Source organism: Paeniglutamicibacter cryotolerans, from assembly GCF_014190875.1.
Classification (GTDB): Bacteria; Actinomycetota; Actinomycetes; order Actinomycetales; family Micrococcaceae; genus Paeniglutamicibacter; species Paeniglutamicibacter cryotolerans.
The window spans coordinates 750,103-770,015 of sequence record NZ_JACHVS010000002.1 but is presented as its reverse complement, the minus strand read 5'-3'; the positions used below and the strand labels follow the sequence as shown (position 1 = coordinate 770,015).

Below are 19,913 nucleotides of genomic sequence, written 5' to 3'. Positions count from 1 at the left end.
TCGCATCGTTGTTACGCTGGGAACCCCTGAACCAGGCCCGCTCAAAGGATTCAGCAGTGAAGTTCACCTTGGAAGTCCTCGTCGATGCGCCGCTGGACCATGTGCTGGCCCTGCTGGCCGATCCCGAGCACTCGAAGCAGTGGCAGCCGGAGATCCAGGACATCCAGTGGCTCTCCGGGACCCCGGGCGCCGCCGGGTCCACGTGCAGGTATCACCTCCGGCTTCCCAACGGCAGAAACGTCACCGCCGATGAGACCTTCATCCGCAGGGACCCCGACGGGACGGAGGAATCGGTGGGTGTCACCAACGGGATCGAATGCCGGATGCTCGGCCGCCCGCTACCGACCCCTGACGGGCGGGTCTGCTGGATAGTCGAGCATGATCTACGCATGCATCCGATCCGTGCCGCCGTGGCCTTCTTCTTCAGTCCGCTGGTGCGCCGCCAATCTCAGACACAGTTCGACCGTTTCGCCGCCTGGGCCGAACTGACCCACAAGGACCGGTCCGGCGTCTAGAAGCCCAGGACAGCGGCGGCCCGTTCGATGCCGGGATCTGCCCAGCGATGATACTCGGAATTGGCGCACAGGCTGCGGGTCTCTGCCTTGTCGATGTAGACTACGCCGCCGAGGTGGTCGGTCTCGTGCTGGAAGATGCGCGCCTGCCAGCCGGAGAATTCCCGTTCCACGAACACGCCCTGCGGGGTCGTGTAGGTCCCCAGGATGTCCGCTGGCCGTGTGACAACGGCCTGGTAGCCGTCGAAGGACAGGCAGCCCTCGAAGAACGAGGCCGTTCGGGTGCCGGCGGCCGAATAACTGGGATTGACCGCCGCGAAGTACTCCATCGCCGATCGTTCACGGGTCTCGGCAACGGCCGAAACCGTAGCGTAGATGTCCTCCAGCACGGCTAGGCGCAGCGGAAGGCCCAGCTGCGGAGCAGCAAGGCCGACCCCGGGGGCATCATGCATGACGGCCCGCATGGTGTCCAGCAAGTCCGAAAGCAGTGCGTCGCCCAGTTGTCCAGTGTAGTCAAGCCCCCGCATTCGCAGTACCGGGTGGCCCAGCTGTACGATCGGCGGAAGCGTCCCGGCCGCGTGGGATTCCACGAACGTGGCGGCGATTTCCACTAACCGGTCGGCGGAATACGTGTCATCGGACATCATCTGGCTCACGCTGGTCCTTTCGTAAAAAATTCTAATGGTTCCGGATAACATCAGACCACAGCGACGTTCGCCGGTGCGAGCGGTTGCTCAGCGACCGACGCTCGGCAGCCTGGACGCCAGTGCCGCCAGACGGCTTCTCAGCCTTGCGGCGTCGGCGGGTGGCAGCAGGGTCAGAGCCGGCTCGAGCTCGCCATCCACCACCAGGTCCAGGCGCAGGTCCTTGTCGTAGAGCACGTCGATGACGTTGCCGAAGCGGCGCAACCCGAACGGGCTCATCGCGTCTCCGGCCGGAACGCCGTCGATGACCCAATGCGTGTAGTCCTCGACCATGGCAAGGTAGTCCAGCGTGGCCGTGGGTCCCTCGCACAACTCTTCGAAGGAGGCCCAGAACCGGCCATCAGCCGCACGCTTGGCCGCTATCGGTTTCGTGGTGGGCTTGATGGTCACGGCCTCGTGGCTGGCTGGAATTTCCAGCCCCAATTCGATCATCCGACCGGTGTCTCCCGCAGGAATGATGCTGCCCGTTGCGTAACCGCTGCGTTCATCCGAGGCCTTGGCCAGGGTCCGGTAGTCCGTGCCCCCGGCCACCTGCAGCACGCTCATTTGGGTATTGATCAGATCGATCGTCGGTTCGATCAGGTGGTGGAAGTATTCGTCGGGCAAGAGCTGATCAGGAGAGTAGTTGGAGGTGGTGACCAGTAGGATGCGGTGCTCAAAGATGCGCTTGAGCGTGCGCGAGAGCAGCATGGCATCACCGGGGTCATTGCAGTGGAACTCATCGAAACAGATCACGTCGAGATCGCCCAGCAGCGAGTCGATGGCCGTAGCGATGGCGCTGCTGCGGGTTTCAGCACGTGCTGCCCCAGTGGCCGGGATTACGCCCGGTCCGGCGGAGGGGGGCCCTGCATCGAGCCGTTCCAGCGCGGCACGCGATGCATCACGGGCTCGGGCGTGCAGTTCACGGAAGAACTCGTGGAAGTGCATCCGCTTCTTGCGTTCCGTGGGAAGCGCGTCGAAATAGGCGCCGAGCAGCCAGGTCTTACCGCGTCCCGGAGGGCCCCACAGATACAAGTGGCGTCCTGCCGGATCCTGGCGGTGCCCCTGCCCCAGTGCCCACAGCGTTGAATTTGCCAACGCGTCAAGCGCTGCCAGCTGTTCGGTGTCAAGGACCATGGCTTCACCCTCAGCCCGCTGGGTCACGGTAGCCCGGATTACGTCAGTGGGCTGGCGCCGTCCGAAGCCGAAACTACTACCTGCGGGGGACTGCAAAAGTTCTGCCATGGTTTCGAGTCTCCCCGAGAGCGCCGCTGAGCACGAAACCCGTTTCCATGCCAGCCTTGGGGCAGTGATTTGCGGCGCATTGGCATGGAATTCGATGAGATCGGGTAGGTATGGATGTCAAAGACAGGCGGTGACACTGTTCAGCTTCGTGGAGCAAGGCACGATGACGTGGCTGGTATTCAGGAGTTCTCCTTCCAGATGGACCGGCCCGCGGGTTCCGAATCGTTTCTCCACTCATGTATCGATGATCCCGGTCGCCGGATCATCGTTGCCATCGTTGGCGCCCGAATCGTCGGTTGGGCCAATCCTCACTGGTACGAGAATGCCGAGGACCAGGCGCCGGCTGGTCCCTAATGTAGGCGGTCTCAGCGTCCACCCGGATGACCATCGCCGGGGCATCGGTGCTGCGTTGACGCTTACACGGCTTGAATGGATCTGGCGTCAGGCCGGGCAGGCCTTCTACATCGCCAATCTGCGCAATACAGCATCCCGGGACCTGCACCCGGCGCTGGGTTTTACGGAGCTCACCCGGGCTGCAACTTTGCATGGACTGCAATTCGACGGGGGAGTAGGCGTGCTGTTCCGGGCTTCGCGCTCGGAAGCATCCACCGGGATGCCAGCGCTATCTGCGTAACCTCTCACCCGCTTCGGTAGCGCTGGTCGATGGACGTCCTCGCCAGGAAGGGGACCTCCATCGACCAGCGAGGCTTATCCGTCCGGTTCATCTGAGGAATGGCTGGTCGGGCAACTCGGGATACTGGTTCAGCGAGGGACGAATGTCCAGGGCCGTGCCTGCATCCGATGTGTGGCATTTCGGCTTGCGGCGCAGGTAGGCGTCGAAGGAACTGAGTCTCATTCGGGTGGACTGAGCGGCATTCGACATGCAGTTATGTCAAGTAGCCAATATCTGAGGTGGAGATTTCCTGCCGTCGATCCATGCCGCTGGCGACATGGATCGGAGGAATATCGGTGATCCCGGAATATCGAAGTGAACTCAGGCTCACTGGTACTGCGGTTGCTTGAAACGGGCATTCCTCGACTCGGTGCATGTGGAATGAACGCTTTCCCATTCGGAGCGTCGGGCAATCAGCCTGATCCGGCAGGGAATCGTTGTCATGAGCTTGCTGAATCGGCCGGCCGCGGATCTGTTGATCCTTGAAAGCGTCAATCCCTTGGACGTTATCTCGAGATGAGTTGCTGCAAACGAATGGTACTTGTTGCCTGCTTGGAAGCGCTTGGTCGCGCAGGCGGGCCTCAGGGAAGATTCGTGGAAAACGGCAGGAAAGCCCCTCTCGGCTACTGCTATGGAAGCGCCGATAATCTACATTATGTCAAGTAGAATAGAGACAAAGTGCATCTGCTGCAGATAGTCCCCTTGCGATACGTTTCCACATGATGCCGTGATCCGCTCTCTGACCCGAATCCGCGAGTAAGCACCTAAACCAAGGGTGTGTTTAAGCCGAACAAGTGCCCTTTGACTTGGGATAATTAAGGTGACGAAACCGAAAATTAGCCAAGCAGAAAAGGACACTTGTTCAGTGGCAAGCTTACGCGGCAAAAAGAAGACCCCCAAAACCGGGAAAAAGCGCCAACGCGCACGACGGGTCCGCATCGGAACCCCGGACCCCCGACTGACCCCCTCCGCTGGCATAGAAGCCCTACGAGAGGCCGACCGAGTCCTCGGGCTCAAGGACTCACTGGAAGCCGGGATCGGTGCGGTGAAACAACGAAACCGGGGACTCTCAGGCGGGGAACTACTCCTCTCCATGGCCTCGGCACAGTTGGCCGGGGAAGACTTCTTCGTGGGCTTGGACCGCAGAAGGCGGGACGTCGCGGGCCAGGAACTGGAACCGGTGCCCACCCCTCCCTCCACCACCGCCTACGGAATCGCCAAACGCTTCGGACCCCACCAGCTGGCTGGTATCGAAGCGGGTGTTGCCTCCATCAACACCACGATGCTGGGCCTGCTGTCGCTGCCCAGGCGCAGCAGCCTGCTCAAGGTCGCGACCATCGACGGGGACGCCACCGACATCGAGGTCTACGGGCGTTCCAAGGAAAAAGCCGCCCACGCCTACACCGGCGCCCTGACCCTGCGCTCCCACATCGGATTCTGGGCCGAGGCCGGGATCCCTTTGGCCGCCGAACTCATGGGCGGAACCGAAGACCCACGCGCCAACGCCGTGGACATCCTGGACCGATCCATCGCCGGGCTGCCGGAGGGCGTGCAGCAGATCCGCTGCCGTTGGGACGCCGGATACTTCGCCGGGAACCTGGCGAAGGCCTGCCTGGAACGCAACGTGGAATTTGCCATCGGCGCCAAGCGCACCGGCAAGGTCATGGCCGCTGCCGCGGGACTGGGCCGCTACACCTGGATCCCGACCATCGGCATGGAAAACACCGAAATCGCTGTCATCGACTACCTGCCCGGCAACTGGCCCAAAGACGAAAACATTACCTGTATCGCCCGGCGCACCCGCGTGGCCGCAGGCAAGATCCCCACTGCCAGGGCCCGCAAGCGACGCACCATATCCAAGCACCAGCTCGCCCTCGCCTTGGAAGGACGCATCGACGAAGTCGACTCCTATTCCTTCATCCTCACCAACATGGACCTCAGCACCGAGGAGAAGCTGGCGGAGGTTGAATTCTGGTACCGGCACCGCACCGATATCGAGGAACTGAACAAGAACGCCAAGCACGGCACCGCTATGCGCCATTTGCCATCATCTTCTTTTTCAGCCAACAGTGTGTGGATGTGGGCGGGGCTGTTGGGGTGCGCGATCAGCGCTTGGATCCAGGAAATCACCGGGAGCGACCACGGCAACGGACGCGGGCGGCGCACCGTCAAGACGATACGTCGGGAGCTGTTCGCGATCCCCGGGAGGATCACCCGCGGGGCCGGGATTACATACCTGCGCTTGCCGCCCGGTGAAAACCTGCTCACGCGCGTCCTGCCGAAACTACAAGAATTACCGTCCCCCCACTGATGCCGGGGACCACTGCCCGAACCACACGAGAAAGAACGCCCCAAGGAATATGGGCCTTTCGTCAACCTGGCACGAGAGCCGGGTCGCCTCCATGCCCAAAAACCGAAAATTGCCCGATTCCCGCGCATCGCCAGTAGATCAGCCCCGAAAATCCACTACACGCGGATTCGGGTCTGACGTGTGTCTTGTTGATCGGCACGAACGTTTCTCGGAGCGGCACCGCTACCGGACAACGCCACGAGCAGAACGCTGCATGACCAGCAATTTCCAGTGAACCCACTACAAGATTTACATCCATGGAAGCCGCGTGGTGAACGAGGACATGGACGGATTGAACTCATCCGGTAATTCCTCGGAACCGATGAATTACCCGCGGCTCCGCGCATCACTGCCCCATCTTGCTTCTGCATGGTCAGCCCATCGGGAAGATCGCCGCCTTGAAATGTTCGGACCTGCCACCACACCAGATGGCCTGCACCTCAGGCTGGGCAACTGGTTGGTGCTCGTTCCAGCACAGATTGCCTCGATGTTCTGAGGGCTACCTCGCCCACCGCCCCAATCAGCAAACCAGCAAACGGTGCCAACCCCTGGCTGTTCGACGGCGCCATACCCGCACAGCACATTTACCTCGACCGCATGCTGGTCCAGCAGCGCACCTTGGGCATCGATCCCGCAAGTGGAGGTTTACGCCTATGACACCCAGGGACCCCTGTGCTCACCACCCGGCCGTGCCCGGGCCGCCCTTGAACGGTCCAACGATCTGCGTGGTGATCCAACCGCCGTAGAAGTCGCCTTTCTGAGCGGTCACCTGTTCACCGTTGATTTCGCAGGAATCCATATGACTTGGGTAGAGGGCCACTCGGGTGCTGAGCTCCTCGAAACCGTGGGCGGGTTCCAGGTAGATCCACGCGGCTCGGGGCGCAACGATTCCGCCGGCAACGACGTCGAAGTAGTGCGCTGCTCCTTTGAACTCGCAGAAACTGGTTCCTTGAACCGCAATGAGTGCACCGGCGGGGAACGAGTCCAACGGCAAGTAGTAGACCGGCGGATGACTCGTCTCTAGGACGCGCACTGCATCGGTGGTATCGGCAATCACCTGACCGCCAAGTCGTACGATGACCCGTTCCGATCGTGGCTCGACCCTTGGTGGCCGCGGGTAGTCCCACACCGATTCTTGACCAGCCTGGGGTTTGATGGGCTGGGGGCGCCGAAAGAATTCCGAAAAACCGTGAGCAGAAGTCATGTCCCCATGGTGACACCATCCGCTGGGATGTCACCGTGAATGCCTAGGCGGGACAAAATTGGCCACAAGCAACCTCCAGCCTTACATCCCGGATGCGATGTCCAAATCCAGGGGCAGGCAGCAACGACGACGGTGATTGCCTGCACTGCTTGCTAGCGGTCCGTGCCCGTGGAGAACGCTAGATTCTCGGTTAGTTGTTGGCTGCACCATTCATCCAACGCGGTAATAGAAAAGCTCATCATCGAGCTGCGGCAGCTGCGACAGGAAGCCGAAGAGATGCAAGTTCGCTGCCGCGGACTCTTGGGGTCATGATTCCAAAAGCACGCCTTAAGCGTTCTCAACGGACGCTTCTCCCTGACCTGCGCCAATGAGGACAGGCCGGAGATTGTTCAACTCGAACCCAACAGAACATCAGATGAAATTGCGACCAAAAGGTGGATCGGCCCGCAAAAACACGCTCAGGACGCATGCCCGGGTGGCAGCCGTGGAATTTACCCACGATCTTGAACGCATCGTGAAAACCGATCAATTCCGCGTCGGCCCACGAATGGTGCTGGTAGAAGTCCCTGGAGGCGGCGCCGAAGAGGATGGTCCTCTCGATATAGGGACACCCATTGACCCGCTGCGTCATGCCGGCTCATCCTGTCCCGGTTTGGGGAAGCTTTAAGCGCCGCACAGAGGTCGTTGAGCTACTCCCCTGCTAATTCGGCGTGGCCAGGCAGGGTTCCGGTGGTGACGCCACTGCGCACCTGCTCCAGTGTTCCGCGGCAGGATGCGGCTTCGGCTCCGGGCGCTCGGCAGTTGGAATCCAAGTCGACTGCCGGGGCAAGTCGCAGGAACCGTCCAGACCGGTGGAGCACACGCCTGCCTCGGGCACCCCCCCGTCCTGTCAGGACCCCCGCCGCTCTGCCGCCAGCCAGGGCTGCGGCGATTGCGCTGGACTGTTCGTATCCGATGATCACGAGGAACGTTCGGGCCCGGCCATGACTCTTCCCGCCCACATTGCAGACGTCGGGTTCCGTGAGCGCGAGAATGCGTTCGCAGTGTGCGATCACGGTGCGGCAGCTGTAGAACTCGGGGTCGATGAAAGGGCCGAGGGCGCGCTTTGCTTCGAGGGCCTGATTAAGATCGAGGCGTAGCTCGGAGAGGGAACTCAAGTCAGCGCGGGATCCGGTGGCCAGAACCACGAGGAAACGACGAGACTGCGCTTAACGTCGAGGATCACGGTCAACCGCTCCCCCGCCTGCAGCGTCGTCAAGGAGACATTTTCGATCATGGCGATATCGCCGTCTTCGACGAAGCGGCGAAGGCCAGCGCCAAGTTGGCTGTGGGCTGGCAGCTCCGCTGTTAACATGCCGCCGTAGAGTCGCTCGGGGTTTGCTGTTCCGCGCAAACCCCGCAGGATGCTGACGGTGCAGCCGTCCGAGGCTGATCAGGGTAGCGGGGCCGAGTGGCCTGTGCCGAGCACCAGAATGGTTTTCCCGGCGAAAAGGTCGCGGTCCGCACCGAGCGGGTCCGGCAGTGCCGAGGTGATTAACCCCGAGGTTTCGGCTTCACCGATGGCTTGGATGCTTGAACGACCAGCCGGGTTGAGTGTGTTCCAGGTTATCGATGCGTCGATTTTAGCCCGAGTCAGTCCTTCCACGGTTCCCTTGCATGTGCTGGCCCGCATCTGGAAGAGCACATCCGCGCGGTCGGGAGACCGGGTTTTGTCAATGCCCTTGCCATCGGCTTGGATGAGCGTGATGAAGGTGACGCAATGGCCGAAACTGCTCTTGGATGCCAGTTCCGGATCGTTGGCCAGTGGTTCCAGGCATTCGGTGAGTATTTCAGCGCCGGAGGGCAGTCGGTTTTCCCCGCCTCGTGCTTGCCAATGGCCTGCATGGTTCCCAGTCGGTTTTCAGGAGGCTGCAGGCGGCGGCGTCAATATTGTGGCGCCAGGTAGAAAAGAGCCTGATGTGCCACCACTCAGCCATGGCGGCACCGGCGCTCGGTACAGCCTCGAGGACGCGGACCTCTTTGGTTGCGTTCGATCAGATGTGCCGCGACTGCCCGGCCAATGGGCCTTGCGCCGATGATGACTACAGGGAGCCCTGGTTCATGGCCTTCAAGCTTCCGGGCCATGAGGGCGTGTCAGCTGGTGGCGGGAAGCAGTTCGGCCACCAGAGCTTCAATGCGTGAACGGATTTCATCCCGGATCGGGCGCACCGCACCCACGCATTGACCCGCGGGGTCATCGAGCTTCCAGTCCTCGTAGCGTTTACCCGGGAAGATCGGGCAGGTATCCCCGCAGCCCATGGTGATCACCACATCGGATCCCTTGACCGCCTCGGTGGTCAAGAGCTTGGGGGACACTGTGGATATGTAGATGCCCACCTCGTTCATCGCGTCGACGGCGGAGGGGTTCACGGTGTCTGCCGGGGCCGAGCCTGCGGAGCGAACTTCGATCCGTCCGGCCGAGAGGCTATTCAGGAAGGCAGCAGCCATTTGGGAGCGTCCGGAGTTGTGGACGCAGACAAACAGGACCGAGGGCTTTGGTGTTGAGGGTTCAGGAGCCGTGGTGTTCATGATGTGACCTTCTGCGTGGTGGCGTTACTGAAGAATTTGCGAGACCAAAGCGATACATAGACCAAGGCCACGAGAACGGGAACCTCGATGAGTGGGCCGACGACGCCGGCCAGGGCTTGGCCGCTGGTAACGCCGAAGGTCGCGATGGCCACCGCGATGGCCAGTTCGAAGTTGTTCCCTGCGGCGGTGAACGCGAGGGTGGTGGTGCGTGGGTATCCCATGCCGAAGGACAGGCCGATGAGCATTGAAGCGCTGAAGACCACGGTGAAATAGGCTAACAGTGGAAGTGCGATGCGTGCGACGTCCAGCGGCTTGGCGATAATGGCGTCGCCCTGCAGCGCAAAGAGGATCACGATGGTGAACAGCAATCCGTAGAGCGCCCATGGGCCAAGCTTCGGCAGGAACGTGCCCTCGTACCAGTCGCGCCCCTTGGCCTTTTCGCCAAGGCTTCGGGTGAGGAACCCGGCGATCAGCGGGATACCGAGAAATACCAGGACCGAGAGGGTGATGGACCAGATGGTGAATTCGGCGCTGGTGGTCGGTAGACCGAGCCAGCCGGGAAGTACCTGGAGGTAAAACCATCCGAGCAGCCCGAAGGCTACTACTTGGAAAACCGAGTTGAGGGCTACCAGTACGGCCGCGGCTTCTCCATCACCGCAGGCCAAATCGTTCCAGATGAGAACCATTGCGATACAGCGGGCCAGGCCCACGATGATCAATCCGGTCCGATACTCGGGTAGGTCCGGAAGGAAAATCCAGGCCAGGGCGAACATGAATGCGGGGGCCAAGAGCCAATTGATGATCAGGGAGGTGATCATCAATTTCCTGTCCCTGATAACACGTCCGGTTTCGTTGTAGCGGACCTTTGCCAGTACCGGGTACATCATGACCAGCAGGCCCAGTGCGATGGGCAGGGAGACTCCAGCGACCTTGAGGGAATCCAGCGCCTGGCCGAGTCCGGGGATGAGGCGCCCTAACCCGAGGCCCAGGGCCATGGCCGCCAGGATCCAGACAAGAAGGAAGCGATCAAGCGTGGATAGCTTGGAGGTGATGTGTCCGGTGTCTGCGGGGTTGGCGGTGGGCGTCACGGTAAATTCTCTCCAAAATTAGACATCGACGAACCTCGATGTAACGAGTATCCTTGCAGATATCGACGATTGTCAATCTCCCGTCGGGAGTCGAATGAAAGCGAGCGCGGGCACATGCCTATACCTGTGGCCACGGAAACCAACGAGAAGAATCTCGCGGTTTCGGCCAGATACACGAATACCCCGTGCTGCATTCCCTTCCAGGGGCAGGTCCCGCTGCTCGCTGGGGAGGCCGAAGCCCTAGCCGCCCGTTTCAAGGCTCTGGCCGATCCCAACCGCTTGCGAATCCTGTCCATCGTCTCGTCCAGCCCCACAGCGGAAACCTGCGTGTGCGACCTGTCCGAGCCGCTAAGCCTGGGCCAGCCCACGGTTTCACACCACCTGAAAATCCTGGTGGAAGCGGGACTGCTCAACCGCGAAAAGCGGGGGGTTTGGGCCTACTACTCACTGGTCCCGGGAGCATTGGACAGCCTTGCCGCAACGCTGGTCACGAAGTAGGCGCATAGCTGCCATTCTCGGCGTCGCCTGTGCGGACCGCCCGCTTCGTTACGTGCCCCCTCCCCCGTTTTACCTGCTGAAGGCAGGGCCGCCTAGTACGCTGCCCAGGTTGTGGGCAATCGTCGCCTTGGCTGCTCCAACACGTTCCATTCAGGTAGATGCTAGCGGCAATTTTATTCACGTCCGAAGCCTGTGCGTGCCCGGCCGGAAGCAGATATTCGACCGATGCGCATTACTGTCTCGAATTTACCGGCGCGAGGGCGTCCCGTGAATCTCTTCCATGGATCACTTGGATAATTTCATCCCCTTTCCACATCGGCCCGGAATTCGAGTGTTATTGCGACCAGGACGGGCATGCACGCGATCGCACTGAACGACATCAACTTCGCCGTCCCCACAGTCCGCTGGCCTAGGTAGATGAGACACCGGGTCGATAGTGGGTGGTCGCGCCGGCAGGGTGCGAGGGCAGTTCTCTGTCATCGTGCGGAATCGCCCATTTCGGAAGTGGGTCCGTCATTCGAGGTCGGGCGCTGGCGGCTTCCCGGGGTGGCAGATCGCGGGGCTTCCTTGACCTGATCAGAGGGCACGGTTCCCGCTAACGAGGGGCCAGGACTTGCCGGCACGGTGGCCTCATCGCCATAGGCATATTTCCCCCCACGCAGCGCCGAGGCTACGGCTGCGACAAGACAGGCAATGATCGCAAAGTCGAAGGCTACGGCCAGCCCGTCTGCGAAGGGGCCCGAGATGAGCGTCGGGAAGAATCCGCGGCCTGTGAGGTATTGGGCATCAGCGGTCGGAAGCTTGGCCAGGGCGACGGGTCCCAGAAGCGTTTGCACCGGGTTGTAACCAAGTAGGGACGCAAATAACACCGATACCGGTGGCAGGCCGGCCACCCGCTCCGCATCGAGAGCACTGACCCCGTGCGCGGTGAGGCCCGAGGCTAACGTGGCCGGCAAGGTCCGGGCCAGTCCGGTGATCATCAGGGAAAAGAAGACGCCGATGGACAGGACCATGGCGGAGTTCTGGAAGGTGGTACTCATGCCACCACCGACACCCCGCCGGTTCGGTGGCAGGCTGTTCATGATGCCCGCGCGGTTCGGCGCGGCGAAGAGGCCCATCCCTATGCCGTTGAGCAGCAGGGCAAGCGCAAAGCTCCAATACTCGAAATCCACCGGCAGCAGGAGCAGCCATACGAAACTGAGCGCTGCGACTAGTCCTGCTCGATGACCGCGGCGGGGGTTCCTCCGGGACCTGGTCTCAGACCATCATTCAGGACATCGTGGAGACCAGCCGCACCGTGGTCGGTCCGGACGAACCATATGGCGACGCAACCTACGAAGATGCAGCACGGGGCACTGGAACTACCGTGCCGAGATCCTGGCGCGTGCTGGAATCGCCATCGATGCCGTTGAACTGAGCCTGCTCCCCCACGAGGCCCAACTCGCGGCTCGGGTTTCCCAACGTGTCAACGGCCGCTAAGCCGCCACAGGACCTTGCTACTCCGGTGGGATATGCGGATTTGCCTGTGATTGCCTACATCCGGGGCTTGATTCCTCCCCAGTAACGCGACAGGGTTGGATCACCGGGACCCGACGGACTTAACGAATCGAACCCCGTGGCAACAACTTCGAGGGGGATCAATGTGCAGGCTCTTTGGAATGCATGCCGGACCAGAGCCGACCAAGGCCTCGTTCTGGCTGTTGCAGGCACCCGATAGCCTGGTCAAGCAAAGCCGCTACGAACCCGATGGGGCGGGAATAGGAACGTTCACCGTCGCCGGCGTCCCCGTCATCAGCAAGGAGCCCCTCTCGGCCTTGCATGACAGTACGTTTGCCTACGAGGCCAAACACCTGGAAGGCACGACGTTCCTTGCCCACGTGCGCTACGCCAGCACGGGTGGCCACACCGTGGAGAACACCCACCCCTTTGAGCAGGATGGCCGGCTCTTCGCCCACAACGGTGTAGTCCACGGGCTGGGGGAGCTCGATGACCGGATCGAACTGCGTGGCGGAAGCGGATTGGTGCTCGGCCAGACCGATAGCGAACGGATCTTCGCGTTAATCACCGCCGAAATCCGCCAAGCCGGCGGCGACGTGGAGACGGGAATGACCGCCGCGCTGACCTGGATCGCCGCAACCAGGCCGGTCTACAGCCTGAATCTGATCCTCGCCTCCCCCACCGACCTGTGGGTGCTGCGTTATCCGGAAACTCATGAACTATATGTGCTGGAGAAACCTGATGGCCATCATGGTTCACCACATGTGCGCAGCTCCAGGATTCGGGCCCATGTCCCGGTCCTGGCCAACGGCCGGGCTGTCATCATCGCCACCGAGAAGATGAATGAGGATCCCGGGTGGAGACTGCTCTTGCCCGGGGAGCTCCTGCACGTTGAGCGGTCGATGGCTGTTTCCTCCAGCTTCCCACTGCCGGATTCCCCGGCAATCCCCCTGGGCCTTGCAGATCTGGATGCCACGGCAGCCGCCTCTCAGCATTCATTGCCAGCGGTTTGACGGACCGCAATGCCCCGCACCGCAGCATGTCGAAAGCCAACGGCGTGCCTCCAGGCCGGTGCCGCCAGTGTTTTCGGTCGGCCTACGGAGAGCGTTCAGCGGACGCCTAGCTCAGACACAACATCGAGGGCTAGCGTGTCCAGCGTGGGTGGGTCACTTGTGGTGCTGACGTTGTGGGCGTGGATAGCGCTGGAATTCGGCTTGAGGATCCGGGATATGTCCCGCGGAAGGGGAGGATCCTCTCGGGACAGAGGAACCCGAAGCCTGATCGGGCTGTTCTTCGCCTTGGCCTTCGGCGGGGCTTTGGGATTCAAGTTCCTGCTTCGGGATTCCAGGAGCTGGACGCTGGGAGGCTGGCACGCGGCAGTGGGTCTTACGCTCATGTTGCTCGGCCTGGGCCTGCGCTGTTGGGCGGTGCTGGTGCTGGGGCGTTCGTTCAGGCTGACAGTTGAAGTCGATGCTGACCAGGTGGTAGTCGACCGAGGGCCCTATCGGCTGATCCGCCACCCCTCCTATACGGGGCTGCTGTTACTCACGACCGGCTATGGCATCGTGCTGGGGAATTGGATCTCCGTCGCATTGCTGCTGGCACTACCGGCGGTTACCCTGATCCGACGCATCGCGGTCGAGGAGGCCGAGCTTTCCGGTGTCATGGGCCAGCCCTACCTGGACTACAGGACCCGGACAAAACGCCTACTGCCCGGCATCTGGTAGCCGTACTGTCCTAGGTGAGCAGGTACCCGATGCCGACGGCGGCGCAGGCCCAGATGACACTTGCAAAGGTGCCCAAGATAAAGCGCTCTGCGGCGCCGTCCTTGTTGAGTTCCGAGTACCGCCCGAGGCCCTTCACGGCCAGCACTACTGCAAGGCCCTCGGGCCATCCGGCCCATAGGGTGGCAGCGATGGCCAGTCGTTCAAGCAGGCCGATCCAGGTGCCGCCGCGTAGCACCGGCCCCTGGATATCCGGTTCCGTGGGCTGATCCCCGTCGGCAGTTGAATGCTCGGAGAGAGACAGGACCATTTTGGTGACTGGCCCCCCGCCGAGCATGGCTGCGGCTACCGAGAACACCGTAACCACAGCAGGGTGCGGAACCTGCATCCCGTTGGCGTGCACGATGGCCGCCAGCAGAGCCGACAGGCCCAGGAATCCTAGCTGGAACCCGCCGCCGGCATAAAGCCACCCCCTGCGCCCCGCCGACGGCCGCAGGTAGTACTGGGGTAACCCGGCGGCCGCCGAGAGGCAGAGGAACACCATGGCCCATATGCTCATGGTTCCATCACATCAAAGTGCGCCGACACTTCGGCCAGTGCAAGGCCGGCGTGCCTGATCACATTGGCCGTCGGAGACCACAGCGCGGCATTCAGGCGGGCCGATACAGCTTGCTGGGATACCCCCAGACGTGCGGCCGCCTCCTTCTGCGTCAGGCCGGCGTCGATCAACATTCCGGCTTCGGTTGCCGGCCGGGTCCGCCTGCGCACCAGCTCGGCGGCGAGTTGGAGTTCCGCCTGGATCCGCTCAGCCTCCCCCGTGACTCCGCTGACGGCAATCCACCCTGGCGATGACTTTGCCCGTTCCACCGCGTCGCGTGCCGCTTCGAACGCCGGACCCTGTCCGGCTCGAGTCTGCTGCGGAAGCGGGTGCACCACGGAACCGACACCGATGCCGATGCTCCACAGCCCGGTGGCCACCACATCCATCGCTAGACGTACTGCGGCCTCACCATCGCTCATGACCCCTTGGAGTTCATCGCCCGCCGTGCGCTCGAAGGCTCGGAGCATTTCCCAGGAGTGGTTCAGTTGGTGCACCAGCGGGTCCACGTAGTCGGGCCGGGATCTGGATTTTCGTTGGTCGATGGTGATTACGATCATCCGACAAAGGTAACAACTTGTTTATGAACATACAATGTTTTTGACTTGTCTTGAAGGGAACGTCAGTTCGACGACCGGTAGAATAGGCGACATGATGAAACACTCCCGATGGCTCGGCTTCCTGTTGATCGATCTTGCCCTTGTCCTAATCTTCGCCGTGTCGGGCCGCCAACAGCATGAACACGGGCTGTCCGTGCTCGGCATCCTGCAGACGGCAGCACCGTTCATGGCCGCCTTGGTCATCGCCACCCTGATTACGGTGCCCGTTGAGACGCATTCCCGGCTCTGGCCGCAGGGTGTCCTGGTCTGGATTCTGACAGTCGGGATGGGCATGGCACTTCGGGTGTGGACCGGTGCCACGGCGGAGGTGCCGTTCATTGTGGTTGCGACACTCGTGCTTGGACTGTTCCTGATGGGGCGCCGGCTGATCACCGGACGCATCCTGCGCAGAAGCATGCGCCACACCTCCGCCTGAACTAGGCTCGTCTCCATGAACCAACCAGAGAACCAAAGAAGAATTGGAGGCACCGCGTGGTCACCGCATTTGTGATGATTCAAACCGCCGCCGACAGCATTCCCGAATGCGCCGAGCGCATTTCGGCGATCGAGGGGATCAGCGAGGTGTACTCGGTCGCCGGCGACTGGGACCTGATTGCCATCGCGCGCGTACGGCACCACGATGACCTGGCCGAGGTCATCGCCAACAAGCTCTCGAAAGTCGAGGGAATCCGGGGCACGCAGACACATATTGCGTTCAGGGCATATTCGTCCCATGACCTTGATGCGGCATTCTCCCTCGGGCTCGAGTAGATCGGCTGCTGTGGCGGCTTAAGCAAATGCGGGGCGTTGGAGGGGGTGAAAATCCCTCCAACGCCCCGCATTTCTGTTTTTTCCGGCTAGGCCGGGGACCCCGTCGCCGCTACCCAGGCCTCCAGGGCCCTCTTGGCAGCTCCGGAGTCGATTGCTCGCTCAGCCCTTGATATGCCCACCTCCAGGCGCTCAGCGAGCGTTCCACGGGCTTCGAAGTCTGCTGCCACCAGTGCGGCAGCCGCATTGAGCACCACGGCGTCGCGCACATGGCCGGTCACGCCATCCAGCACCTCAAGGACGATGCGCGCGTTGAAGGCGGCATCGCCCCCGCGCAGATCCTCAAGGGTCGCGCGCGGAATGCCGATATCAACTGCGTCGAAGGTGGATTCGCAGACCTTCCCGTCCCGCACTTCCCACACCCGGTTCGGTGCTGTGGTGGTGAACTCGTCAAGCCCGTCTTCGCCCCGGAAGACCAGCGCGCGGATCCCCCGAGTTGCCAGCACGCCGGCCATGAGCGGGGCCATGCGCAAGTCCGAGCAACCAATGGCAGAGGCCGTAGGCAGCGCAGGGTTGGTTAGCGGGCCCATGAAGTTGAAGGCTGTTGCCACGCCCAGTTCACGCCGAGGCACCGCCGCATAGCGCATGGAGGGATGGAAGACCTGGGCAAAGCAGAACGTGATGTTCGCCGATTCAAGGACGTCGGCGAGCTGATCGATGGGCACATCCAGCCTCACGCCCAGTTCTTCAAGGACGTCGGCGGAGCCGGATGACGAGGAGGAGGCCCTGTTTCCATGCTTGACGATCCGAGCGCCGGCGCCGGCACATACCAGGGCGGCCATTGTGGAGATGTTTACGGTGTTCTGCCGGTCGCCTCCAGTGCCGACGATGTCCAGGCGTTCACCTTCTATGGACAGTGGCCGGGCGTTGGCTAGCATCGCGTCCACCAAGCCCGTCAGCTCGTCGACGGTTTCGCCCTTGGCGCGCAGCGCGACGAGGAAACCCGCCACCTGCGAATCTGTGGCATTACCGGTCATGATTTCACCCATCGCCCAGGACGCGTCGGGGCGCGTCAGGTCCTGGCCGCTGATCAAAGCGGTCAGAATGTGGGGCCATGTGGGGAACTTCTTCGGGGCGGGGAACGTTGACACGCCCCTAGGTTATCTACGATTCGTAGAAAGTCTGCATTGTTAATCCCGCGTGTTTCCGCGGAAGTTGGCTGTGACCGCCGCGAAAAGACGCCACGCGGGGCCCGATGCATTGGTATCTGGGGCACTTTTATAGACATAATGGCTCTGTGACAACTGCGACTCATGCCCTAAATGCCCCGGCGCATCCTGCGCCGAACCGTCCCAACATGGTGTCGGTAGGAACCGTCGTCTGGCTTTCCAGCGAGCTGATGTTCTTTGCCGCGCTTTTCGCCATGTACTTCACACTCCGCGCGGCGTCGCCGGAGATGTGGGCAACCGAAACCGCCAAGCTGAACGTACCGTTCGCTTTGATCAACACCATTATCTTGGTGTCCAGTTCCTTCTCCTGCCAGTTTGGAGTGTTCCGTGCAGAGGATCTTCAGCCTCGCCGCACCGGTGGCATCTTCAACCTGAAGCAGTGGGGAATGGTGGAGTGGTTCATCCTTACCGTAATCCTCGGCGCCATTTTCGTTTCCGTTCAGGCCTACGAGTACACCGAACTGGTGGCTCACGGCATTGCACTGAACTCCAATGCCTACGGTTCTGCTTTCTACATGACCACCGGGTTCCACGGCTTGCACGTGGCCGGCGGCCTGATCGCGTTCCTGCTGATCATTGGTCGTGCTTACCTGGCACGCAACTTCGGACACTACGAGGCGACTTCCGCCATCGTGGTTTCCTACTACTGGCACTTCGTTGACGTTGTCTGGATTGCGCTGTTCGCAATCATCTACTTCCTGAAGTAACAGACCACTTCACCCGCCAAACCCGGCAACACCAATTTCAAAGAAAACAAGTGAGGAACCAGCAAGTGAAGGCTCTTTCGCAAAGGCGCCGCCATCCCCTCGCCGCCGTCGCGCTGTTGCTGATGGGTCTGCTCATCACGGGCGGACTTTATGTAGCAGCGGGCAGCGTCAACGAGGCTAAGGCAGCGTCGACATATTCCGCGAGCGACATCGAGAATGGCAACAAGCTCTTCGTCGCCAACTGCGCAACCTGCCACGGCCTCCAGGCGCAAGGATCCGTTAACGGTCCTTCCTTGATTGGTGTTGGCGCTGCAGCCGTGGACTTCCAGGTCGGCACCGGCCGTATGCCGATGCAGATGCAGGGGCCCCAGGCCCCGTCCAAGCCGGTACAGTTCGCGGACGTCGAGGTCGGCCAGCTTGCGGCATTCGTCGCAAGCCTTGGCGCTGGCCCGGCCATCCCTGAACACGGCGTTCTTGATACGACCAAGGGCAACTCCGCCAACGGCGGAACCGTCTTCCGTGTCAACTGCGCCATGTGCCACAACGCCGCTGCTGCAGGCGGCGCACTGACCCGAGGCAAGTTCGCTCCTGCCTTGGCCGGTGTCTCCGAGAAGCACATCTACGAAGCAATGGTCACCGGTCCGCAGAACATGCCGGTGTTCAATGATGCCAACATCACCCCCGACGAGAAGCGTGACGTGATCACCTTCTTGAAGGAAATCGAGACCCAGGGTTCGCCCGGCGGAGCAAAGCTCGGCTCGTTGGGTCCCGTCTCTGAAGGTCTCTTCATCTGGACCGCAGGATTGGGCGTCGTCATCGCCTTCACCATTTGGTTGACTTCTCGCCCCTCTTAGGGGCACTGATGGGGCCATCCCCATCGATCACTACGTACTAATGAATCTTGAGAAAAGGATGAGAGACAACATGGGCGACCATAGTCACGGCAGTCCGGACGACTCGGGCACCGTTGCTAAGGCTGGTCAGGGGTCACTGGAGAAATTCCAGGACCCTGGCCTTCCGCCGCATCGGAAGCGCCTTGCAGACACGGACCCGCGTGCAGAGAAAAGGGCAGAGCGTCAGGTTGCGCTGCTTTTCATCATCTCCATAATCGGCACGCTGTCGTTCTTCATTGCCTACTTTGTTTTGGGACGGCCGGAGAACATCTCCCAGATCCGTCTGCAGAACTCGATGCTCGGCCTCGGCACCACCTTCGCAATGCTCGGCATCGGCGTTGGCATCGTTCACTGGGCCAAGACCCTGATGCCGGATCACGAAATTTCGGAACTGCGCCACGAGATCCGCCCCGAAGCGGATCGCCAGGAAGCCGAAGAGATCATTAACACCGTTCTCGAAGAAACCGGCATCAAGCGCCGTCCGCTGATCCGCAACACCCTGATCGGCGCCATCGCCTTGGCCCCGATCCCGGCGATCTTCATGTTCCGCGATCTTGACCGCACCGGCAAGAACGCAAACGCGATGGTTGATCAGCTGCGCCACACAATGTGGGACACGGGCGTCAAGCTCGTCCGTGACCCGTCGGGTACGCCGATCAAGGCAGCAGATGTCCAGATCGGTTCCGTTTTCCACGTCATCCCTGATGGGCTGGACAAGGCCGAGGACGTGCTCAACGAGAAGGCCAAGGCCGTCGTTCTGTTGATGCGCCTGGACCCGAACAAGCTGAAAGTTAGCCCGGGCCGCGAGGACTGGAACTATGACGGCATTGTCGCGTACTCGAAGATCTGCACCCACGTTGGTTGCCCGGTCGCCCTGTACGAGCAGCAGACGCACCACCTGCTCTGTCCCTGCCACCAGTCGACGTTCGACCTCACGCAGGAATGCAAGGTCATCTTCGGCCCGGCGGGCCGCCCGTTGGCGCAGCTGCCGATCACCGTTGACTCCGAGGGCTTCCTGGTCGCACGCAGCGACTTCCACGAACCCGTCGGTCCGAGCTACTGGGAGCGTGGTTAATC

Annotated in this window: 25 protein-coding genes; 14 read left to right on the top strand and 11 right to left on the bottom strand. The window is 61.6% G+C overall.

What is annotated here, in order from left to right:
- The first annotated feature begins 56 nt into the window (after window positions 1-56).
- Window positions 57-515 carry an SRPBCC family protein gene (locus E9229_RS16710; protein ID WP_183512775.1) on the top strand — a complete coding sequence of 153 codons (459 nt, stop codon included), beginning with the start codon at window positions 57-59 and terminating at the stop codon, window positions 513-515.
- Here E9229_RS16710 and E9229_RS16705 read toward each other — a convergent pair.
- Both E9229_RS16705 and zapE read right to left on the bottom strand, forming a co-directional pair.
- Window positions 512-1,159 carry a peptide deformylase gene (locus E9229_RS16705; RefSeq protein WP_183513128.1) on the bottom strand — a complete coding sequence of 216 codons (648 nt, stop codon included), beginning with the start codon at window positions 1,157-1,159 and terminating at the stop codon, window positions 512-514. The genes E9229_RS16710 and E9229_RS16705 overlap by 4 nt on opposite strands.
- 87 nt (window positions 1,160-1,246) lie before the next feature.
- The gene (zapE, locus tag E9229_RS16700; RefSeq protein WP_183512774.1) at window positions 1,247-2,332 is read right to left on the bottom strand and encodes a cell division protein ZapE; all 1,086 of its coding nucleotides are present in this window, start codon (window positions 2,330-2,332) and stop codon (window positions 1,247-1,249) included.
- Between zapE and E9229_RS19905 the strand changes: the two genes are divergently transcribed.
- The 3 genes from E9229_RS19905 (at window position 2,331) to E9229_RS16685 (ending at window position 5,959) form a co-directional block, all read left to right on the top strand.
- Window positions 2,331-3,074: a GNAT family N-acetyltransferase gene (locus tag E9229_RS19905; RefSeq protein WP_312855741.1), complete on the top strand. Its 744-nt coding sequence runs from the start codon at window positions 2,331-2,333 to the stop codon at window positions 3,072-3,074. The two genes, zapE and E9229_RS19905, sit on opposite strands and share 2 nt — an antisense overlap.
- A 904-nt stretch (window positions 3,075-3,978) precedes the next feature.
- Window positions 3,979-5,424, top strand: a complete 1,446-nt coding sequence (locus tag E9229_RS16690) for an IS1380 family transposase (protein ID WP_183512772.1) — start codon at window positions 3,979-3,981, stop codon at window positions 5,422-5,424.
- A 310-nt stretch (window positions 5,425-5,734) separates the two neighbouring features.
- Window positions 5,735-5,959, top strand: coding sequence for a hypothetical protein (locus tag E9229_RS16685; protein ID WP_183512771.1), 225 nt, complete (start codon window positions 5,735-5,737; stop codon window positions 5,957-5,959).
- Window positions 5,960-6,139: 180 nt separating this feature from the next.
- Here E9229_RS16685 and E9229_RS16680 read toward each other — a convergent pair whose 3' ends face one another.
- Entirely contained in the window at window positions 6,140-6,520 is a 381-nt protein-coding gene (locus E9229_RS16680; RefSeq protein WP_407671382.1) for a DUF427 domain-containing protein, read from the bottom strand.
- Between the two features lie 532 nt (window positions 6,521-7,052).
- Between E9229_RS16680 and E9229_RS16675 the strand changes: the two genes are divergently transcribed.
- A complete protein-coding gene (locus tag E9229_RS16675) occupies window positions 7,053-7,334 on the top strand; it encodes a hypothetical protein (protein ID WP_183512768.1) in 282 nt (93 codons plus the stop codon).
- A 316-nt stretch (window positions 7,335-7,650) separates the two neighbouring features.
- Complete coding sequence (locus E9229_RS16670; protein ID WP_183512767.1) at window positions 7,651-7,806, top strand: hypothetical protein; 156 nt, start codon at window positions 7,651-7,653, stop codon at window positions 7,804-7,806.
- A gap of 14 nt (window positions 7,807-7,820) precedes the next feature.
- On the opposite strand, the gene E9229_RS16665 is transcribed toward E9229_RS16670, so the two are convergent.
- From E9229_RS16665 to arsB, 4 genes are all read right to left on the bottom strand, one after another.
- Window positions 7,821-8,060: a hypothetical protein gene (locus tag E9229_RS16665; RefSeq protein ID WP_183512766.1), complete on the bottom strand. Its 240-nt coding sequence runs from the start codon at window positions 8,058-8,060 to the stop codon at window positions 7,821-7,823.
- 39 nt (window positions 8,061-8,099) lie between these two features.
- Complete coding sequence (locus E9229_RS16660; protein WP_183512765.1) at window positions 8,100-8,312, bottom strand: hypothetical protein; 213 nt, start codon at window positions 8,310-8,312, stop codon at window positions 8,100-8,102.
- A 488-nt stretch (window positions 8,313-8,800) separates the two neighbouring features.
- Window positions 8,801-9,235, bottom strand: coding sequence for an arsenate reductase ArsC (locus E9229_RS16655; RefSeq protein WP_183512764.1), 435 nt, complete (start codon window positions 9,233-9,235; stop codon window positions 8,801-8,803).
- Window positions 9,232-10,323, bottom strand: coding sequence for an ACR3 family arsenite efflux transporter (arsB, locus tag E9229_RS16650; protein WP_183512763.1), 1,092 nt, complete (start codon window positions 10,321-10,323; stop codon window positions 9,232-9,234). Before arsB ends, E9229_RS16655 begins: the two co-directional genes overlap by 4 nt.
- 114 nt (window positions 10,324-10,437) lie before the next feature.
- On the opposite strand from arsB, the gene E9229_RS16645 reads away from it, so the two are divergent.
- Window positions 10,438-10,821 carry an ArsR/SmtB family transcription factor gene (locus E9229_RS16645; RefSeq protein WP_183512762.1) on the top strand — a complete coding sequence of 128 codons (384 nt, stop codon included), beginning with the start codon at window positions 10,438-10,440 and terminating at the stop codon, window positions 10,819-10,821.
- Window positions 10,822-11,297: 476 nt separating this feature from the next.
- On the opposite strand, the gene E9229_RS16640 is transcribed toward E9229_RS16645, so the two are convergent.
- Window positions 11,298-11,993 carry an MFS transporter gene (locus E9229_RS16640; RefSeq protein ID WP_221184689.1) on the bottom strand — a complete coding sequence of 232 codons (696 nt, stop codon included), beginning with the start codon at window positions 11,991-11,993 and terminating at the stop codon, window positions 11,298-11,300.
- Window positions 11,994-12,461: 468 nt separating this feature from the next.
- Here E9229_RS16640 and E9229_RS16635 point away from each other — a divergent pair, with 468 nt between their 5' ends.
- Both E9229_RS16635 and E9229_RS16630 read left to right on the top strand, forming a co-directional pair.
- A complete protein-coding gene (locus E9229_RS16635) occupies window positions 12,462-13,331 on the top strand; it encodes a class II glutamine amidotransferase (protein ID WP_183512761.1) in 870 nt (289 codons plus the stop codon).
- 216 nt (window positions 13,332-13,547) lie between these two features.
- Window positions 13,548-14,045: a methyltransferase family protein gene (locus E9229_RS16630; protein ID WP_183512760.1), complete on the top strand. Its 498-nt coding sequence runs from the start codon at window positions 13,548-13,550 to the stop codon at window positions 14,043-14,045.
- Window positions 14,046-14,055: 10 nt separating this feature from the next.
- Here the strand turns inward: E9229_RS16630 and E9229_RS16625 are convergent, their stop codons facing one another.
- A complete protein-coding gene (locus E9229_RS16625) occupies window positions 14,056-14,601 on the bottom strand; it encodes a hypothetical protein (protein ID WP_183512759.1) in 546 nt (181 codons plus the stop codon).
- Complete coding sequence (locus tag E9229_RS16620; protein WP_183512757.1) at window positions 14,598-15,200, bottom strand: helix-turn-helix domain-containing protein; 603 nt, start codon at window positions 15,198-15,200, stop codon at window positions 14,598-14,600. The genes E9229_RS16625 and E9229_RS16620 overlap by 4 nt, the downstream gene beginning before the upstream one ends.
- A 91-nt stretch (window positions 15,201-15,291) precedes the next feature.
- Here E9229_RS16620 and E9229_RS16615 point away from each other — a divergent pair, with 91 nt between their 5' ends.
- On the top strand, window positions 15,292-15,675 hold the full coding sequence (locus E9229_RS16615; protein WP_246380830.1) for a DUF3054 domain-containing protein: 384 nt from the start codon (window positions 15,292-15,294) through the stop codon (window positions 15,673-15,675).
- 56 nt (window positions 15,676-15,731) lie between these two features.
- Window positions 15,732-16,010 (top strand): Lrp/AsnC family transcriptional regulator, encoded by a 279-nt coding sequence (locus E9229_RS16610; RefSeq protein WP_183512756.1) that lies wholly within the window; start codon window positions 15,732-15,734, stop codon window positions 16,008-16,010.
- Between the two features lie 86 nt (window positions 16,011-16,096).
- On the opposite strand, the gene trpD is transcribed toward E9229_RS16610, so the two are convergent.
- Window positions 16,097-17,158 (bottom strand): anthranilate phosphoribosyltransferase, encoded by a 1,062-nt coding sequence (trpD, locus tag E9229_RS16605; protein WP_312855740.1) that lies wholly within the window; start codon window positions 17,156-17,158, stop codon window positions 16,097-16,099.
- A gap of 146 nt (window positions 17,159-17,304) precedes the next feature.
- On the opposite strand from trpD, the gene ctaE reads away from it, so the two are divergent.
- From ctaE to qcrA, 3 genes are all read left to right on the top strand, one after another.
- Entirely contained in the window at window positions 17,305-17,943 is a 639-nt protein-coding gene (gene ctaE, locus E9229_RS16600) for an aa3-type cytochrome oxidase subunit III (protein ID WP_312855739.1), read from the top strand.
- A 65-nt stretch (window positions 17,944-18,008) separates the two neighbouring features.
- On the top strand, window positions 18,009-18,797 hold the full coding sequence (gene qcrC / locus E9229_RS16595) for a cytochrome bc1 complex diheme cytochrome c subunit (RefSeq protein WP_183512754.1): 789 nt from the start codon (window positions 18,009-18,011) through the stop codon (window positions 18,795-18,797).
- Window positions 18,798-18,867: 70 nt separating this feature from the next.
- The gene (gene qcrA / locus E9229_RS16590) at window positions 18,868-19,911 is read left to right on the top strand and encodes a cytochrome bc1 complex Rieske iron-sulfur subunit (RefSeq protein ID WP_183513125.1); all 1,044 of its coding nucleotides are present in this window, start codon (window positions 18,868-18,870) and stop codon (window positions 19,909-19,911) included.
- The last annotated feature ends 2 nt before the right edge of the window (window positions 19,912-19,913 follow it).

What these genes read in the sequence shown, in the direction of transcription:
- E9229_RS16655 (WP_183512764.1), bottom strand. Translation starts at nt 9,235, where the DNA reads ATGAACACCACGGCTCCTGAACCCTCAACACCAAAGCCCTCGGTCCTG.
- E9229_RS16645 (WP_183512762.1), top strand. Translation starts at nt 10,438, where the DNA reads ATGCCTATACCTGTGGCCACGGAAACCAACGAGAAGAATCTCGCGGTT.
- E9229_RS16670 (WP_183512767.1), top strand. Translation starts at nt 7,651, where the DNA reads ATGACTCTTCCCGCCCACATTGCAGACGTCGGGTTCCGTGAGCGCGAG.
- E9229_RS16625 (WP_183512759.1), bottom strand. Translation starts at nt 14,601, where the DNA reads ATGAGCATATGGGCCATGGTGTTCCTCTGCCTCTCGGCGGCCGCCGGG.
- E9229_RS16615 (WP_246380830.1), top strand. Translation starts at nt 15,292, where the DNA reads ATGATGAAACACTCCCGATGGCTCGGCTTCCTGTTGATCGATCTTGCC.
- E9229_RS16630 (WP_183512760.1), top strand. Translation starts at nt 13,548, where the DNA reads ATGTCCCGCGGAAGGGGAGGATCCTCTCGGGACAGAGGAACCCGAAGC.
- qcrA (WP_183513125.1), top strand. Translation starts at nt 18,868, where the DNA reads ATGGGCGACCATAGTCACGGCAGTCCGGACGACTCGGGCACCGTTGCT.
- E9229_RS19905 (WP_312855741.1), top strand. Translation starts at nt 2,331, where the DNA reads ATGGCTTCACCCTCAGCCCGCTGGGTCACGGTAGCCCGGATTACGTCA.
- zapE (WP_183512774.1), bottom strand. Translation starts at nt 2,332, where the DNA reads ATGGTCCTTGACACCGAACAGCTGGCAGCGCTTGACGCGTTGGCAAAT.
- E9229_RS16635 (WP_183512761.1), top strand. Translation starts at nt 12,462, where the DNA reads ATGTGCAGGCTCTTTGGAATGCATGCCGGACCAGAGCCGACCAAGGCC.
- E9229_RS16705 (WP_183513128.1), bottom strand. Translation starts at nt 1,159, where the DNA reads ATGATGTCCGATGACACGTATTCCGCCGACCGGTTAGTGGAAATCGCC.
- E9229_RS16620 (WP_183512757.1), bottom strand. Translation starts at nt 15,200, where the DNA reads ATGATCGTAATCACCATCGACCAACGAAAATCCAGATCCCGGCCCGAC.